Source organism: Nocardiopsis alba, assembly GCF_000710955.1.
In the GTDB taxonomy this organism is placed as follows: domain Bacteria; phylum Actinomycetota; class Actinomycetes; order Streptosporangiales; family Streptosporangiaceae; genus Nocardiopsis; species Nocardiopsis alba.
Genome location: NZ_BAZE01000008.1, coordinates 202534 through 218944 on the forward strand (window position 1 = coordinate 202534; position 16411 = coordinate 218944).

Below are 16411 nucleotides of genomic sequence, written 5' to 3' on the forward strand. Positions count from 1 at the left end.
GGGCCTCGACGCTCAGGGCCCGGACCCCGGGGTTTCTCCGGGGGCCGGGCCCTTTTCACGCCTCCGGCCCCCGTTCCCAATTCCGACGTACGGCGTCGAGGGCCTCGTCCAGGGTGCGGCCGAGCCGGAGGACGTGCCCGATGTACTCCCGGGCGGCGGGGTCCAGGCTCGGTGAGGCCGGAGGCAGGGCCGTCGGGGCCCTCCCGAGGAGGGCGAGCGCCCGTTCCCGGGCATCGGCGGTGACCGAGGTCCCGTGTCGCCTCCGACTGGAGAGCACCCCTACGCCCTCCAGCTCCCGATAGGCGCGCGCGGCGGTATTGGGCGCCACACCGAGGTCGCCGGCGAGTTGCCGGATGGCGGGCAGGCGGGTCCCGGGGGACAGCTCACCGGAGGCCACCAGGGCCAGGACCTGGCGACGGATCTGTTCGTAGGGCGGGAGCGGATCCCGTGAGTCCACCTCGACGATCATCGGGGCGCCTCCGAAGACGTGATCGCCGGCGGCCGCCGGGACGAACGCAGAGGGGCGAGGGACCGACGCGCGGTCCGCAGGGTCACGGCCGCCCACACGAGGACACCGGCGACGGACAGGACGGTGCCGGCCAGGACCAGGAGCCCTCCCGGCTCGTAGGGGCCGGGAAGCCAGGCCCACGAATCGGGGCTCGTGTCCATGGGGTCGCACAGGGCCGGATCGACGGGCAGCACGGCGTGAGCGGCGCCGGGGACGAGGTCTCCGGCGAGGACTAGTTGCGCGCCGAGGACCGCGCCCACGGTGCGTCCGGCGGACAGCAGGCGCAGGGCCCGGTCCGCGTCGGGCTCCAAGGAGGCGATCGCGGGCCGTGCCGCGGCGACCAGGACACCGATCACGCCCACGAGGGCGATCGCCGGGGCGATGACGCCGATCATGCCCAGAGCCACGGTGTCCTCGGCCTCGGAGATCCCGAGGGTGATGGAGGGGTGGCAGTCGGCGGCCCCGCCGGCCAGGTACTCGCCGCGGGCCACGACGAACCCGCCCACGGTCACGGCGACGGTGGCCAGGAGGACCGTGACCGCGACACCGGGGGAGAGGAGCGCGCCCGGTCCACGCGGCCGCAGTTCGGCCCGCCGGACGCGGGACCTCAGCCTGAGCAGCAGGTTCGCGGAGAGATCACCGATCACGATCGAGGACAGGACGACGGCGATCAGGATGGAGGACATCGTCATGAACCCGTCGCCGCCACTGACGAGCAGGAGCGTGACCCCGGCCACCACGGTGGCCAGGAATCCCAGGAGGGAGGCGGTGCACCAGCTTCGCGCGGTCGCCCCTTGGTCGAGCGGTTCCCCGTGGGCCTCTTCGAGGAGGGAGGCCTCGCGTCGGGACCGTACGAGCAGGACGAGGCCGATGACCAGGATCACCACCAGCAGGGTGATGGTCGCCCACCCCCGGATTCCGGTGAGGTACTCGGCCGTGAGGACCGCGACGACGGCTCCGACCAGGAGAGGTACGGGTCCGGAACGGTTCCGGCCTTGAGGGGAACCGGCCCGGATGGTCCGTATGGGCAACGCGATGGCGAGCAGCGCGCCGACGAGGGCGATCCAGGGCAGAGCGGATCCGAGTGACGGGGCCAGGTGGTCGACGACCAGGGCGGGGGTGGGCTCCGGCATGGGCGGGGTCCCTTCGTGGGGCGGGCCGGTGTTCATTGACTCAATGTATTAAATCATTGAGTCAATGAAGTGTCGATCCCCGGCGGATCCGCACCGCCGGCGCGCCTAGAATCACCACGACGACCGGCGAGAAGAAGGTGGGACACGTGGGCAAGCGCAGTGGCAAGGCGGTCGAGAAGCGCAACGCGCAGACGCCGCCACCGGCGCCCGAGGCACTGCGGGTGCGGGTGGCCGACAGCCACACCCACATGGACATGCAGACCCCCGAGGTGGAGGAGATCATCGCCGCGGCCGAGGCCGTGGGGGTGACCCCGCTGATCCAGGTCGGGGTGGACCTGCCCTCCTCGCGCTGGGCGGCCGAGATCGCCGCCGTTCACCCCGGGAAGGTCTGGGCCGCGGTCGCGCTGCACCCCAACGAGGCCCCCCGCGTCGTCCACGGGGACGGCGCCGAGGGTGTGGAGGCCGACGACACCGACTGGACGGGCAAGGCCCGCCCCGCCGGAGGGATCGAGGCCCTGGAGAAGGAACTCGCCGAGATCGACGCGCTGGCGGGTCTGGACCAGGTCGTCGCGATCGGCGAGACCGGGATGGACACCTTCCGGACCGGTCCCGAGGGCGCCCGGGCCCAAGAGGACTCCTTCCGCCGCCACATCGCCATCGCCAAGAGACACGGCAAGGCGCTGATGATCCACGATCGCGAGGCGCACGAGGACGTCCTGCGGATCCTGGAGGAGGAGGGCGCCCCCGAACGGGTGGTCTTCCACTGCTTCTCCGGAGACGCCGACATGGCCCGCGTCTGCGCCGAACGGGGCTACTTCATGAGCTTCGCCGGCAACGTCACCTTCGCCAGCGCCGAATCCCTGCGCGAGGCGGCCGCGGCGGCCCCGGCCGAGCTGATCCTGGTGGAGACCGACGCGCCCTTCCTCACACCCAAGCCCTACCGGGGACGCCCCAACGCCCCCTACCTGATCCCGATCACACTGCGCACGATCGCCGAGGTCAAGGGGATGGACGAGGACGGACTCGCGACGATCGTCGCCGAGAACGCCCGCCGGGCCTTCGGCCTCTGAGGCGAGGCCCGGACAGGCGCGCTCTACAGGCCGCCGCGCTTGTGCCGGGCGCTCTCACGGCCCTGGCGGGTGAGCTTCTTCCACTCCCGCTTGCGCTCGGCGCGCAGACGGACGTCGTTGCGGGTCCGGTTCCACTCGGCCTCGCGCCGGAGCCTGAACCAGCGCTCCAGCCGGGACGCGTCGAGTTCTCCCTCGTCGACGGCCCTGTTCACCGCGCAGCCGGGCTCGTTCCGATGCGAACAGTCCCGGAAGCGGCACAGGTCCACCAGGGCGTTGATGTCGGAGAAGGTGCGATCCACCCCCTCCTCGCCCCCGGGCACGTCGATCCGGCGGACGCCGGGGATGTCCAGGAACAGGGAGCCGCCGGGCATCGGGACGAGCCGACGGTGGGTGGTGGTGTGCCGTCCCCGACGGCCGTGGCGGATCGCTCCGGTGTCCATCACCTCGTGACCGGCCAGGGCGTTGAGCAGGCTGGACTTCCCGGCGCCCGAGGTGCCCAACAGCACCCAGGTACGACCGGGGAGCAGCCGTTCGGCCAACTCCGCCAGCCCGTCGCCGGTGTGCGCGCTCACCGCGTACACGTCGGGTCCCATGGTGACGGCCTCGACCAGCTCGACGACCTCGGGCAGTCGTTCCCCGGCGAGTTCGGACTTGGTGACGGCCACGACCGGGGCGGCGCCACTGGCCCAGGCGAGGCTGAGGAAGCGTTCCAGGCGGCCCACGTTGGGGCCCTGATCGGCGGCCTCGCAGATGAGGACCCCGTCGATGTTGGCGGCCAGGACCTGGTCGTGGGAGTCCTTGGCCACGCCCTGGCGGACCAGGGTTCCGGAACGTTCCAGGACGGCCTCGACCGTCCAAGAGTCGCCGGAGCGTCGAAGGGCGACCCAGTCGCCGCTGGTGGGAGAGGTGGATCGGTCGGTCTCGGCGGCCTTGCGGACCCGCGGTGACAGGTCGGCGGTGGCGGCCTCGGGCATGGCGACGCCCACCGAACCGCGTCGGGCCTCGGTGACCCGGGCCGGGCGGAGTTCGTGCGCGTCGGCCAGGGCGTCGAAGGCCTCGGCCGTTCGGGTGTTCCAGCCCAGAGGGGCCAGAGGGTGAAGGGTCCGGTTCTCGGGCAGGGCGGAACCGTGTTCGTGGTGACTCACGTCGTCGCTTTTCTGTGCGTCGCGAGTCGTGGCCGCCGGATCCTCGAAGGAACGGGGCGGCGGCTCAGGACTCGCCGGTGGCGAAGGAAGGACTCTGGTGGGGGGTGGACACGAGAACGGGCATCGTGTGCTCCTCTCCGGTCGTTCGTTCGCCCGGCGATCCCGGGCTCGGTTCGGTCGACACTAGATGGGACGGGGCCGGGCGCGCCACCGGTTTTTCTCCGGACCCGACCCCGCCGGTCAACGGGTCCGCGACCACACGTCGTCGGTGGCGGGAGGCGTGGTCGTGTTCACGGCGCTGTGCCTGGGCGCGTACTCGCCCGGAGACGCGGCCGCGGTGGTGGGTTCGGGCTCGCGCGAACCTCGGCGCGCGGGATCGCGGGACTCGTCCTCGGAGTCGCTCAACAGGAGGAGCAGGCTACAGATCAGCAGGAGGACGAACAGCCCGATGATCATCGGGAGCAACAGGTCGAGCGCCTTCAACCCGTCGGGCGGGCCGACCGTTTCCACGTGCGGTTCGGTGACGTACACCCCGCTCATCCCGGTGTAGTGCACGGCGGTGATGGTCAGCGCCAACAACAGGGACGCGAGCGCGATCGCGCCGTAGTGGCTCAGCCGACGCGCCCCCCACAGTACGGCGGTGGCCGCGAACACGGCGATCACGGCGGAGACGGCCACGGGAACGGGGTCGTGGTGCAGGTCCCCGTGCAGATTCATCGACGCCATGCCGGTGTAGTGCATGGAGACGATCCCGAGTCCCAGCAGGACCCCGCCGGAGAGCAGCCGGACGGCGCCCCGGAACCGGATCACCAGGTACAGGGCCGCGCCCATGACGAGAATCGGGACCAGACCGCTGATCACGGTCAGCAGGGCGTCGTACCGGATGACCGTCCCGGGGACGCTGTAGCCGAGCATGGCGATGAAGTGCATGGACCACACGCCCATGCCGCCGAGGGCCAACGAGGCCAGGGCCAGCCACTGGAGGCGGAAGAGACCGCTCGCCCGGCGTGCCCGTGAGGCGAAGGACAGCCCGAGGAAGGAACCGATCGCCGAGACGGTGTAGGCGATCGCGGGGGTCAGCCAGTCCTGGGGGAGAAGATCGGCCACGTTCTCTACTCTCTATGTCACAGGTCACAAAAGTGACCTCCGTCCATGGATCGTAGAGACGAAAGTGGTCCTTCACCAGGGGGAACGCCCGTTTTCACATGACCTTTTGTGGCCATCGGCCTTTTATGGTCCCGTTCCGGCCGAAAAGGGTCTTCCTCGCTCGCGGTGGGCGAGGAGACGGTCACGGGCCGGGGTGGTCTCCGGCCTCGTTCCGCGTCCGGGACGAGCGCATGCCCTCGAAGGCGATGCGGGTCAGGGTGTCGGCGATCTCCTCACAGCCCAGTCCCCGGTCGGGCTTGTACCACTCGACGATCGAGTTGACCATGCCGAACAGAAGCCTGGAGGCGACCGCGGGGTCCACGTCGTCGCGGATGTCGCCGTCGACCACGCCCTCGCGGACCAGGTCGGCGATCAGGTGGTCGAATCGGCGGCGGCGCTCCAGGGCCCGCTTCTCCACCTCGGTGTTGCCCCGTACGCGCAGGAGCAGGGTCACGTGCGGAAGCTCCTCCACCAGGACCCGGACGCTGCCGCGCATCACGTGTTCGAGCCGGTCGATCGCCGGACCGGTGGTCGCCCCCTCCTCCCGAGTGACGGCGAAGAGGGCGTCCATGGCCAGTTCGAGGGACTGGCGCAGGAGCTCGGTCTTGCCGGAGACATGGTGGTAGATCGCGGACTTGGTCACGCCGAGGGCGCGGGCCAGGTCCTCCATGCTCGTGCCGTCGTACCCGCGCTCGTTGAAGACGCGGGCGGCCACGCGCAGTACGGAGTCGGCGTCGTGTCCCGGCCGGCCTGACCGGCGCCTTCCCGTGGAGCGGGCCGTGGACTGTTCTGGTGCGGAAGTTCGGGCCACGGTTGTCGAACCTACCTTGCGGCGGGAGCGGGACGTGCGGGGACGCGTTCCTCCCGGATGTGTCATGTGTCCGGATTCGTTCACTGAACGAAAGGTCGGTAGGTAATCCAGCATAGACCCGAGGGTCCACAAGGGGAAGTTCGGCGGGTCGGCGGGTCTCCTCGGGGTGGAGACGGGGCGGCGGGGCGCTGTTTTTTGTCTCTTTTATATCGATATATCCATGATCGCGAAGTTCGCCTGTGCCGCAATCGGCCGTCGCGCGTTAGGGGACCGTTAATCCCCCTTGTTGGCACACAGGACACAGGAGTAGCTTTTTCGGGCTTTGCCGCTGAAAGCCATTGATTTTCGTGAAACGGAAAAAGAGATCCTCATGGCCATGAGTCGTAGGGGTGCTCTCAAGGCATCCCTTCTCGGCGGCGTCGGCGCCGCCGCCGTGACCGCTTTCCCCACCTCGGCCTGGGCCGACCCCATCCCCGGCGCGCCCTCCGTACGAACCCCGGCGGAAGCGTTGCGCCTGCTCAAGGAGGGCAACCGGCGCTGGAGACGTCACGCCTCCTCCCACCCGAACGAGGGGAGAGGTCGCCGGGAGGAGATGGTCGGCGGCCAGAACCCCTTCGCCGTCGTCCTCGGCTGCGCCGACTCACGGGTGCCCCCGGAACTGGTCTTCGACCGCGGACTCGGTGACCTGTTCACCATCCGCTCCGCGGGACAGGTCCTCGACGGATCCGTCCTCGGCAGCATCGCCTACGCCGTCGAACACCTGAGCACGCCCCTGATCGTCGTCATGGGCCACCAGAGCTGTGGCGCGGTCGACGCCGCGGTCGAGGCGCACCGGACCGGCGAACTCCCGCATGGACACGTCGGAGGACTGGTCGCCGAGATCCTGGAGGTCGTGGAGTCCACCCCCGACGACGGTGAGGACTTCCTCGACGACTGTGTGAGGGCCAACGCTCAGCACATCGCCGACCTCCTCCGGGAGGACGACGAGATCGGAGGATCCGTGGCGGAGGGGCGCGTACAGATCGTCGCCGCCCGGTACGGCCTGGAGGACTCCCGGGTCTCCTGGCTCTGAGGCACGGCACTGTACACGGAGGAGAAGAGGGCGGACCGAAAATCGACTTACTACCCTTTCCAGGAAGGGGCAGGTCAAACCGCTGGTGAGCGATGAATACGGGAAAAGTCTGCGGAAGGGTGCGAGTGCGCCTATTCTCGTGGTGTCCTCAGGGATGTCGTCCGATCCGCCCGTGCGCCGACGGGGGCGGTCCCGTCTTCGCGAAGGAACCCCGTGTACGCCATCGATCACCAGATGCGACAGATGTTCCGGACCCCGGGTGTGAGCGGTGTCTGCCTCCTCGACTGGCGGAGCGGCCGTGTCCTGGAGCACCTCGGCGAATCCGAGGGGGCGACGGGCACGGCCGCGATGCTTCGGGCCATCGACCGAGGCCCTCTGTGCGTCGCCCAGGCCGTCGAGGACGTGATGATCACCGAAGGCGACCACCATCTCCTGTTCGCCGTCATGCGCGGCTCCCGGTACTGCGTACAGGTCCGCGTCGAACGTGAAGAAGGGGACGTCGCCCTCGCCCTTCGGCGCCTGAGACACTTGGCCGACAACACCGAGCTGCCCACCCGGGACCACGGGAGGCCGCCCCGCAGAGGCCGGGGTGGACACCCCCGCGTCAGGGCCAAGAGCCGTGTGGACCGACCCGTCCTGGAACGGGTCCTCACCGGCCTGCGATCCCTGGCCGTGGCCGGAGTGCGCCCGGCGATGACGGTCACGTGAGACGCTCCCTCGCCCCCCGGGCCCCGATCACGAGGCCACCGCGCCGATCGGCCTCGGGCATCGGTCCGACCGAGGAGAGAAGAGGGACATGCCCAATATCGAGATCGGGCTCCGCGAGATGATGCGGATCGAGGGGGCCATGGGGGCGGCGGTGGTCGACCACGACAGCGGTCTGCCCCTGGGAACGCTCACCTCCAACGACTCCTTCGACCTCACGGCCGCCCTGGCCGCGAACACCGAGGTCATCCGGGCCAAGGCCGGAGCCCTGGACGAATCAGAGGCCGCCCACCGGATCGAGGACATGCTCATCACCCTGTCCGGGCAGTACCACGTCATCCGGCCCGTCACCGCGCCCACCAAGCGCGACCTCTTCCTCTACCTGGTCCTGGAGCGTTCCGGAGGCGACCTGGCCTCGGCCCGTGAACGGCTGGGAGAGATCGAGCGGACCCTGGAGGTCTAAGGGCCCGCAGGGCCCACCCGCGGTAAGGGTGGAAGGGACCATCGGCCTTTCCACCCCGGCGGGTATGGGGGAGAATGCGGGTGACCACCCCCCAGCCATCCCAGGGAGACCGGCATGTTCCGGATCGCCATCAGTCGACTCACCGACGACGGCCGCCGCATCACCCCCGAACACCGCGGCACGGCCCTGTCCGTCGACGAGGCGGTCCACGCCCTCCGCGAGGTCCTGCCCACCGTGGACACCACCGCTTTCCAGAGCGACGCCGTGCAGCGCTCGGTCAACCGGGTCAACGACTTCCGCCACGACGTGGCCACCGCCGACGGCTCCCACTACCGCGTCGTCATCGCCCCCATGATGTGACCCGCCGACCTCACCTCCGCCGCGAGGGCGCGGGCCTCAGATGCTCGACCAGGGCCTGGAACCGGTGCCAAGCGTCCGGCTCCACCCCGTCCCCGATCCGGTACCAGACCGTCGGGGTCATCGGCGGACCGAACGGCACGCCCTTCACCGGCCCGGTCAAGGCGCGCTCCCGCCCCGCCGCGAGCACCCCCTCGGTTCCCACGGCCGACCCGATGGGGACCGGGACCCCCGCCCACTTCGGCGGGTAGAGCAGATCGGCGCGGCCCAGAGCACGCCGCACCGTCATGGACGACAGCCCGTCACGGTCGACCAACTCCCGGACCAGGGGTTCCAGGACGTCCAGGTCGGGTTCCTCCGTGTGCCCCACGGTGAGAGCGACGTGCTCGCGCACCCCCGACGCCGTACGCGAGAACCGCAACCGCCCCGCGAACGGCCGCCCGCTCCCCGGGATCCCGCCGAACCCCACCGTGCTCTCCCGCGGCATCCGATCACGGGCCAGGGCGGTCACCGAAGCCGTGTCCCACTCGTAGGCGAACGGCTCCGCCAGACCCCACACCGCCGGCGCGGCCCCGGCCAGACGCTCGGTCAACAGCTCGGTGGCCCCACCGACCACCAGAGCGTCATGGACCGGATGGTCCACGCGTAGATCCACGTGCAGCAGAACACCGCCGAGATGCTCCTCCGCGGCCCGGAAATCCGGATGCGGCCCCTCCTCCGCCCGCGTCGACGGATCCGGGACGTACCCCTCCTCGTCCCGCCACACCAGAGGCAGACCGTTGAACCCGTCGTAGTGGCGGCCGTCCGCCGTGCGTACCACCCAGGTGGCGTTCGGGTCGCTCAGGATCCCGCGCAGGGCGTGTGTCAGGGAGCTCGTGGACGGGGTCACCAATTGCAGGCCGAGCCCCTCCCGACCGAAGCGGGCCAGCGCGTCCACCGTCCAACCGGAGAACGACACCACCGGACGATCCTGCACCAGGACCACGTTCTTCCCGGTCACCGTGCTCACCGCGGGATGGTCGGTGCCCCCGAGCAGCCACGGGTCCCTGGCCAGGCGTGACTCGGGCTCCCACACCCTCCCGCCGTGCGCCCCGACCAGATGGTGGGCGAACCGGCGGACCAGGGCGAGCGTGTCGACGTCCTCCAACTCGCCGCCACGAGCCTCCACCCACCACGGCTGGGCGGGCAGATCGTCGGTGAACCCCTCGCCCAACAAGCGATCGATCTCGGTGGCGACGGCGTTCCGCTGCGCGGCCTGCACCGCCATGACCAGCCGACCGGAATCGTCCCGCAACTGCACCACGGTGCCCTCCGCGATCAACCGGACCCGCAGAGCGGGGTCGGCCGCCGCGAGGGCCTCCAAAAGCGAACGGCGGCCGGGGCTCTCCGCCAACACGGCGATCACGTCACGGCTCAAAAGATGCCTCCGAAAAGGGGGAAGGGGCGGGTCAAGTGGGGAATTCTCCGTACCAGGAGTTCTCGAGCAGATGCTTGGGGAGGTAGCCGGATTCGACATCGAAGTGGAAGTCGGGGTCTTGTTCTGCGGTGTCGTATCCCAGGCAGGCCAGAGCGAGCAGGGGGAGAGAGAACATCCCTTTGATGTCGTTGATCCGGTCTCCGGTGGTCCAGTAGTCGCCGTGCAGGGCGAGCCCTTGGGCCAAGGCCTGGTTGTATCGGTCGCTGTCGCGTTGGACGAGGCGGAGGAAGGTGTTCATCGGGGGGAAGGTGATCTTGTTCAGGTACTCGGGGTCACTGATCTCGGCCCGCTCCGGGGTGGACAGTTCCATTGCCGCGGTGAGGTTCTCGGCCAGGCCGGGCCGGTTGAGGACGAAGTCCTGGAGAGCGGCGGCCCAGTGGTAGGAGGAGGGGTTGTAGCGCGTTCCCTCCGACTCTCCCGCTTCGCGTAGGAGGTCGACGGGGATCTCGCAGAGGTCGCGGTAGCGCTGTTGTTCGCGGCAGACGACGGCGAGGAAGAACGCTTGCAGCCAGTTACCGACATTGGTGCAGTACCAGGGGCCGATGGCGGTGGTGTGGCGGAGCTTCCGGTTGATCATCAGCTCCAGAGGGGTGCCCTCGGGGTTGGTGGTGATCTTGAACATCGCGTACTGCATCTGCATTTCCGTGACCCAGGCCTCCCAAGTGGAGACCAGGTCCACTTCGGGGTCGGCCACGGTGCTGTAGATGGTGTCGGAGCCGAACGCACTCACCATCAGATCGACACTCTGTGGTTTCGTTTCAAGAAGATCGGAATAGAATTCTCGGTCTTCCCTTGAATCCTCTTCGTGGTCGGGTTCTGCTCGATGAGAGAGATCATGGCTCGGTACTAGGATAGAGAGCGCCTTTCCCAGGTTCGGGAGAGAATGTTCTCGGGGAGGTAGTCGGAGTTGAACCCGGGGTTGAAGTCGGGAACCCGGGCGCTTATGTCGAAAGCCAGGCATGAGATCCTGAGAAGCCCTAGGGGTATCACTCCGTTGAGGTCCTTTTTCGCTCCTCTGTTGCTGTCTGGTAAGAGTGAAATTTTTGGAAACCTTGAGCGAGGGCTCTGTTGAAGTCTTCGGTGTTATGTTCGATTATCCTGTAGAATGCATTGATCTGAGGGAAGGCGATGCTATCAAGAAATTCTCGCCCCTGAGGTCCGCTTCCGCTTGGGGAGGATAGTTGAAATGAGCCAATAAGATTTTCGGTGAGCTGAGGGCGATCAAGAATGTAGTCTTGAAGGGCTGAGATCCAAGGGTAGATGAATTCATGGTACCTGGCTCCGCCTGCGTCGGCCGCTTCGCGCATGCTTGCCACCGGAACTTTGCAAAGAAAAGAGGCTCGGTCTTGATCGCGGCAGGTAAGCGCGAGGAAGAACGCATCAAGCCAGTTTTTGGCGTTCGCCGAGTATGAAGGGCCAGTTCCCTCCAAGATCCTCTCTTTTCCATTGATCACCCTCTTTATTTTCTTTCCTTCTGGGGTCTGGCTTATTGCGAATACTGCCTCCGCGACTTCCGAGAATGTTGTCCAGGATTCCCATGTTTCAGCCTTGTGGGATGCAGGATCCATGGCCAGGTTCATGTATGCATCGAGACGTACTGAAGCCAGAACAAGGTGAGTTACGGAGGAGTTGAGTTCGAGGAGGTCTACCTGCTCACTCCTTGTTTCGTTGCTCTCCTTGATCTTTGATCGGTATGCGGAGAGGCTCGCATCGTGGCGAGAGATGAATTCAGGCATCCGGGACTCTGCTCAGGTGGTAGAGGCGGGGTGCCAGGTGGTTCTCATGGGTGCTCTGGGGGTGGAGTGACCTTACTTCCAAATTCATCCATCTTTTTATATTCATCGCAGAGCCGCATGATCTCCCTCAGCGCCTCTCGCCAGTCTTCAAGATCTTCTGCCTCGGGCTCATATCCCGCATCTCAGTGCCCGAAAATTAGATCGTCTAGTTGGCGATTGGTGAGGCTTGAGTCGATTAGTTTCTGTGCTCCATCTCTTGCCCCGTCTCGCACCCCTCCAGTCTATAGTTATTCTCGAAGACCTCTTCGAGGGTGCTCCCTTCGATTGTCCAGTCCTGGTGGAAGAATGTCTCGAACGCGCGTTTGATGTCGGCGAGGTGTTCGCCCTCGCTCGGGTTCATCTCGCTGGAGAAGTGGCCAGATTCCACCACCAGTGACCTTCCGGGATTTTTCTGGGCGCCACTTCAGGGAACCCATGAGCGTGGGGGAGTACCTCGCGCAGTGCTTCGTCCAGGGCTTCGATGTCCTCGACGTCCACCAGAGAGAAAGTCAGGCCCCCTAGATAAATTTCAAACAGATTTTCCAGAGCCGACCGATACAGGCAGGCCGAGTACCACCAGTGTTCCATGGGGGCGGAGGTGTAAGTCTGGGTACGTGAGAGGTAAACCCTGATCTCATCTGCCCGGGCTACGGCGTACTCCGCCAAGCGGATCCTCAGCTGGTCGCTTATATTTGATTCGCTCTCCTGAAGTCTGGCGCCCCACAGTAGAAGTAGCGGTCGATCTATCGGTACGCCATCATCGCTCAGGTCGGAAAGGGCCTGATCTGACAGTTCATCAGCCGTTCCCCCAAAGAGGTGAACTGGTTCACGAAGAAAGATGGGCCAGCCGTAGGATTCGAAGTAGGATCGGCCATCGGTCTCTACTTTTACTTCTACCGCCAGGTTTACAGAGACGGTCGATGTTTCGCTTGGATGGCGCTGGAAAAGCAAGATTCGAGTGCCGTCCGACCTCAGTTGGTCATCTATCAGAGATCCTTCACGGACAGTAACCGAAGCCGAATTCAGGTAGGCCCTCACGGAGATATCGGCTACGCGTTCTTCCACAGGTAGTTCGTGTAGCCTACGCTTGCTCTGTGTGGCAGCGACGATGGGGGAGTCGAACTGTAGCTGCTGAGAGCTCGAGCGCAGAGCCCGAACCAGGTCGAACTGATCCATGGCGGGATCAACTGTGACACCCGGACGATCGAGTTCTGATACCTGGGACAGGTCGCGATCCAAGTGGCGCTGTACCAACCCAGGGTCGGAGAGCAGCTTCTCCATCGCGCGTTCTTCAGGTGTTCTTCTATTCTCCATCGGATCTACAGACCGTCCCAATGAACGTATTCAAGGCGTTGCCTTATTTCTTCCTCGCTCATGTCCTGTTGTACGGGAGAGCGCCACCACCAGTGACTTTCCGGAACCCAAGCAGGGATTTCTTTTTCCCTGATGGGTGGCGCCTCATCGGAGACGTCTTTCAGGATTTCATCGATGTCTTCGATCTCCTCGATGTAGAGGTCGTGAAAATCTTCCCTCTGTGATTCACTCCAGATCATGAATTCTTCAGTGAATACTTCTAGTGTGGATCTCATTTCGCAGGCGACCTTGAAGCCACCGAGTCTTCCAAGCTCTGCATAGTTAGAGCACCTGGCGAGGTAGAGGTAAAGGCCGACTCTGTTGGGGTCGGTGGAGATAAGCTTGGAAAGCTCCCTTTTGAATGCTTCCGTGTGCTCATCTTTGATGCTGTTTCTCTTGATCTCTCGGCTTAATGGGACTAGGGCATCTAGTATTCTCCCTATTTTAGCCCCCTTGTCTATGCTCTCCTTGTTTAATGCGCTTATTATCTTGCCCATGTTGTCTTTGATGGCTTGGTGTTTGCGCATCGTTCCTCTTTTGCTGGATGCTACATCCTACCAAATGTGGGCACCAGGACTCGGCCGTCCGGTGCAACGATCAAGCGCGCTTTGATGGTGTACTGTTTGTCATTGGGATCTTTGAGAATGTCTCCATTTTTATCTGTCGAGCGCTCAAATACCATCCTTCGGGATCCATCTTCAGATATGCTCTCTTCGATCAATTTTCCACTTTGTAGTGTCGCTTCCAGGCTGTCTAGATAGTCTTTGACTGATCTCTGCGAAAATTCTGCCGCGATCCCTCTTCCTGTGGGTGGTATTGTTATTTCGGATTCTGGGAGTTCTTTGTAGTGTTTTCTGGCGTGATAGGCGGTCGAGTTTGGATCCCCCATGCTGATATTGCCCGCTTCTTCTCGTACTTCCTGTACAAGGTTTTTGAGAGGCTGGTTGGGATCGACTCTCGTGGTCGTTGTTCCACGCTCATTCAGGACGACTTCCCGATCTGCGGCCATGCGTGTTTCCAGTAGATCATGATTCTCGATCATCATGTCCTTGACGGGCTGCCTTGCCTGTTTCTTGGTGATCTTCTGGCTCTCCATGGCGTTTTCAACTGTTTCGTTGAATGTCGCCTTGTAGTACTCGTACCTATATGCAAATTGTCGGGGGTTGGATGATCCTTCGAGGGCGAATTCGACAGCCTTCGGATGGAGGATCTTGTCGACTTTCGACCCGCCGATCAGGTCGGCGTTCACGGTGGTGGCCAGGCGTTGCCACTGGTCCCCATCGCGCGGGTTTTCTCCACGTAGCTTGAGGATCGCCTCGTCCGACATCGCATCTCGAAGGCGGTTCTCAAGTTTGTCGGCTTTCTCGAGCTTTTTCCCCAGATCCGGGTCCAGAGGGTTGGATATATCTGGAGAGTGGGGAGCATCGCCGTTCCCGCTTCCGGGTGAATCTCCCGAGGTGCGGGTGCTTGGAGGGGTGCTCCCGTTCGCTCTGTCGGCTGACTCCGGGCTGGTGGGTGGTCCGATTTTTTCTTCGCCGTGACTCGAAGCTCGATGGCCGGTGCCGTCCTGGTTGTGGGCGGTGGGGGAGCGGTCGCTCATGTTCGCGCCGTGGTCGCCGCCGCGGTTGTTGTCGGAGGCCTCGTTGCCCGGGCCCCGGCCGCTGCCGGTGCCGTCGATGCCGTCGGCGCGGGCGTGGAGTGGGGAGGACGGTGGTCTGTTCGCCGCGGAGGCGTCGAAGGTGTCGTTGTGGCCGCCGCCCGCTGGAGTGAGGACACGGGAGCGGTCGCCTTCGGGACCGTCGATGATCTCGCGGGCGGTCCAGGTGCCCTCGTCGGAGGCCGGGGTGTCGTTCGACCGGGTCTTGTTGTCCCGGTCGACCTGGTCGAGCGCCCTCTGGTTCTCGGTTCGGAGCCGGTCTCCCAGGGTGGCGTTGTCCGGGTGGTTGACGATGTCCTCGAAGGTGAGCATGTCGTCGACTCGAGGGTCCTCCGCGGGGCGACGTTCCTGCCCCGATGTCTCGGAGCGGTCCTGCCCGATGGGTCTGGAGGGGGTAGGACGTCCACCGCCCGCCGCCTCGCCGGAGCCTGTCCCGCCGCTCTGTTGGCTGTTGTACAGCCGCTCCAGGGAAGCGCCGATCTCGGAGACCTGCCGGGGGTCGAATCCGCTGAGGTCGGAGGAGTCGAAGTTCAGGTTCGCGACAGGGGATCCGTTGCCGCCGAAGTTCGGCAGGTTCATCGATGGCGAGGAGATGTTCGTTTCCACACCGTCGCCGCTGCCGCCCCGGCTGCCGGAGCCTCCCATCCCGTCCACGATGGACATGCCGCGCCAGGCCATCAGGGGCACGCCCACCACAGCGCCCACACCGGTGGCGGTGAGCGCGGCGCCGCCGACCAGGCCGACGACGTTCAACGCGGCGGTGCCGATCACGTATCCGGGACGGTCGCCCCACTCCTCCCAGGGCACCACCGAGTGCGCCAGATCCCGCCAGGCCCCATGGATGGTGTCGGTGCCGGACCAGCCCAGCGAGTCGGTTTCGGCGTCGTACATCCCGATGAGGGAGGCGGCCGACGTGAGGTTGTCCCAGTGGTACTCCTTGAGGGCGTCCCCCCAGGACATCTCGAACCAGCCCTCGGAGGAGTGCATGCCCAGCATGGCTCCGGTGCCCTGGACCGCGTCCACGCCGAAGTCCCACACCGCGTCGAGCGCGTCCTGATGCCAGTACTGGTCCGCGGTGCCCGGCTCGCCCCACACGGAGGGGATGTCGGCGTCGGTGTCGATCGTGTCGAAGACGAAGGCGTCGGGGTTCGTCGTGGCCTGACTGGAGGAGCCGCGGACGAACACGGTCCTCCCGACGATCCCCCGGCTGATCGTGTTGGCGCAGATACGTTGGGCTCTCTCGTACCACTTGATCAGAGCCAGGGCCTCGTCCCGGTAGGCGTTGCTCTTCTCGACGTTGGAGCTCGTACTGGTGAACCAGTGGTCGGACTTCTTCCAGTCCTCCTCACTCAGCATGCGCTCTCGGAAGGCGGCGGCCCGATTTCTCAGGTCGTTCCATTCCATCTTGATCTCGCGGACCTCGTCGGCGAAGTCCTCCAAGGCCCCCGCCGCCCGGTCGGTCCCGCTCTCGACATCGCTTCCTTTGGCGGAGACAGGGGCCAACGCGCCGAGGAGATCCTCTGATTCGGGTGCGGTGTAGCAGGCGGAGAGACCGCCCCAGGTGGAGACGATGTCCTCTCCGGTCTCCGCCACGCCCTTCCCCGCCTTGCGCAGGGCGGAGGCCTGGTTACGGAGTTCGACGTGGTCGGTGGTGGGGATGGGGAACGCTGAGGGGTCGATGAGGCCGTCGCAGTCCTGGAGGGGCGCGGGCACATCGAGGATGCCGGTCATACGGGGGG

General features: G+C 65.6%; 16 protein-coding genes. 5 read left to right on the top strand and 11 right to left on the bottom strand.

Annotated features, from left to right (window positions below; genetic code table 11):
• Positions 1 to 55: 55 nt before the first annotated feature.
• Both TR33_RS16405 and TR33_RS16410 read right to left on the bottom strand, forming a co-directional pair.
• Positions 56 to 469: a GntR family transcriptional regulator gene (locus TR33_RS16405; RefSeq protein WP_042283936.1), complete on the bottom strand. Its 414-nt coding sequence runs from the start codon at positions 467 to 469 to the stop codon at positions 56 to 58.
• Positions 466 to 1641, bottom strand: a complete 1176-nt coding sequence (locus TR33_RS16410) for a hypothetical protein (RefSeq protein WP_042283938.1) — start codon at positions 1639 to 1641, stop codon at positions 466 to 468. Before TR33_RS16410 ends, TR33_RS16405 begins: the two co-directional genes overlap by 4 nt.
• A 146-nt stretch (positions 1642 to 1787) precedes the next feature.
• Here TR33_RS16410 and TR33_RS16415 point away from each other — a divergent pair, with 146 nt between their 5' ends.
• Positions 1788 to 2711, top strand: a complete 924-nt coding sequence (locus TR33_RS16415) for a TatD family hydrolase (protein ID WP_017533309.1) — start codon at positions 1788 to 1790, stop codon at positions 2709 to 2711.
• A 23-nt stretch (positions 2712 to 2734) separates the two neighbouring features.
• Here the strand turns inward: TR33_RS16415 and rsgA are convergent, their stop codons facing one another.
• The 3 genes from rsgA to TR33_RS16430 form a co-directional block, all read right to left on the bottom strand.
• On the bottom strand, positions 2735 to 3856 hold the full coding sequence (gene rsgA, locus TR33_RS16420) for a ribosome small subunit-dependent GTPase A (protein ID WP_042283939.1): 1122 nt from the start codon (positions 3854 to 3856) through the stop codon (positions 2735 to 2737).
• A 240-nt stretch (positions 3857 to 4096) separates the two neighbouring features.
• Positions 4097 to 4963 (bottom strand): MHYT domain-containing protein, encoded by an 867-nt coding sequence (locus TR33_RS16425; RefSeq protein WP_042283943.1) that lies wholly within the window; start codon positions 4961 to 4963, stop codon positions 4097 to 4099.
• Positions 4964 to 5144: 181 nt separating this feature from the next.
• A complete protein-coding gene (locus TR33_RS16430; protein WP_014911673.1) occupies positions 5145 to 5717 on the bottom strand; it encodes a TetR/AcrR family transcriptional regulator in 573 nt (190 codons plus the stop codon).
• 466 nt (positions 5718 to 6183) lie between these two features.
• Between TR33_RS16430 and TR33_RS16435 the strand changes: the two genes are divergently transcribed.
• The 4 genes from TR33_RS16435 to TR33_RS16450 all read left to right on the top strand — a co-directional run bounded on the left by TR33_RS16435 (position 6184) and on the right by TR33_RS16450 (position 8413).
• On the top strand, positions 6184 to 6885 hold the full coding sequence (locus TR33_RS16435; RefSeq protein ID WP_026124767.1) for a carbonic anhydrase: 702 nt from the start codon (positions 6184 to 6186) through the stop codon (positions 6883 to 6885).
• Between the two features lie 213 nt (positions 6886 to 7098).
• Positions 7099 to 7593: a hypothetical protein gene (locus TR33_RS16440; RefSeq protein ID WP_014912905.1), complete on the top strand. Its 495-nt coding sequence runs from the start codon at positions 7099 to 7101 to the stop codon at positions 7591 to 7593.
• 88 nt (positions 7594 to 7681) lie between these two features.
• Complete coding sequence (locus TR33_RS16445; RefSeq protein ID WP_014913133.1) at positions 7682 to 8053, top strand: hypothetical protein; 372 nt, start codon at positions 7682 to 7684, stop codon at positions 8051 to 8053.
• A gap of 114 nt (positions 8054 to 8167) precedes the next feature.
• Positions 8168 to 8413, top strand: a complete 246-nt coding sequence (locus TR33_RS16450) for a hypothetical protein (RefSeq protein WP_014912897.1) — start codon at positions 8168 to 8170, stop codon at positions 8411 to 8413.
• 10 nt (positions 8414 to 8423) lie between these two features.
• Here TR33_RS16450 and TR33_RS16455 read toward each other — a convergent pair whose 3' ends face one another.
• The 6 genes from TR33_RS16455 to TR33_RS25725 form a co-directional block, all read right to left on the bottom strand.
• Complete coding sequence (locus TR33_RS16455) at positions 8424 to 9827, bottom strand: DUF6177 family protein (RefSeq protein ID WP_042283946.1); 1404 nt, start codon at positions 9825 to 9827, stop codon at positions 8424 to 8426.
• Between the two features lie 31 nt (positions 9828 to 9858).
• The gene (locus tag TR33_RS16460) at positions 9859 to 10620 is read right to left on the bottom strand and encodes an immunity 49 family protein (RefSeq protein WP_017533316.1); all 762 of its coding nucleotides are present in this window, start codon (positions 10618 to 10620) and stop codon (positions 9859 to 9861) included.
• A 253-nt stretch (positions 10621 to 10873) separates the two neighbouring features.
• The gene (locus TR33_RS26070) at positions 10874 to 11623 is read right to left on the bottom strand and encodes an immunity 49 family protein (protein ID WP_081616044.1); all 750 of its coding nucleotides are present in this window, start codon (positions 11621 to 11623) and stop codon (positions 10874 to 10876) included.
• Positions 11624 to 12019: 396 nt separating this feature from the next.
• On the bottom strand, positions 12020 to 12943 hold the full coding sequence (locus TR33_RS26645) for a hypothetical protein (protein ID WP_152472776.1): 924 nt from the start codon (positions 12941 to 12943) through the stop codon (positions 12020 to 12022).
• A gap of 38 nt (positions 12944 to 12981) precedes the next feature.
• Entirely contained in the window at positions 12982 to 13542 is a 561-nt protein-coding gene (locus TR33_RS26650) for a hypothetical protein (RefSeq protein WP_152472778.1), read from the bottom strand.
• Between the two features lie 20 nt (positions 13543 to 13562).
• Positions 13563 to 16403 carry a hypothetical protein gene (locus tag TR33_RS25725; protein WP_052358177.1) on the bottom strand — a complete coding sequence of 947 codons (2841 nt, stop codon included), beginning with the start codon at positions 16401 to 16403 and terminating at the stop codon, positions 13563 to 13565.
• Between the last annotated feature and the right edge of the window lie 8 nt (positions 16404 to 16411).

Bases quoted from the DNA above. Each gene is read 5' to 3' on its own strand.
- TR33_RS16405 (WP_042283936.1), bottom strand. From the start codon at position 469: ATGATCGTCGAGGTGGACTCACGGGATCCGCTCCCGCCCTACGAACAG.
- TR33_RS16410 (WP_042283938.1), bottom strand. From the start codon at position 1,641: ATGCCGGAGCCCACCCCCGCCCTGGTCGTCGACCACCTGGCCCCGTCA.
- TR33_RS16435 (WP_026124767.1), top strand. From the start codon at position 6,184: ATGGCCATGAGTCGTAGGGGTGCTCTCAAGGCATCCCTTCTCGGCGGC.
- TR33_RS16445 (WP_014913133.1), top strand. From the start codon at position 7,682: ATGCCCAATATCGAGATCGGGCTCCGCGAGATGATGCGGATCGAGGGG.
- TR33_RS16450 (WP_014912897.1), top strand. From the start codon at position 8,168: ATGTTCCGGATCGCCATCAGTCGACTCACCGACGACGGCCGCCGCATC.
- TR33_RS16460 (WP_017533316.1), bottom strand. From the start codon at position 10,620: ATGGTGAGTGCGTTCGGCTCCGACACCATCTACAGCACCGTGGCCGAC.
- TR33_RS26070 (WP_081616044.1), bottom strand. From the start codon at position 11,623: ATGCCTGAATTCATCTCTCGCCACGATGCGAGCCTCTCCGCATACCGA.
- TR33_RS26645 (WP_152472776.1), bottom strand. From the start codon at position 12,943: ATGGAGAAGCTGCTCTCCGACCCTGGGTTGGTACAGCGCCACTTGGAT.
- TR33_RS26650 (WP_152472778.1), bottom strand. From the start codon at position 13,542: ATGCGCAAACACCAAGCCATCAAAGACAACATGGGCAAGATAATAAGC.
- TR33_RS25725 (WP_052358177.1), bottom strand. From the start codon at position 16,403: ATGACCGGCATCCTCGATGTGCCCGCGCCCCTCCAGGACTGCGACGGC.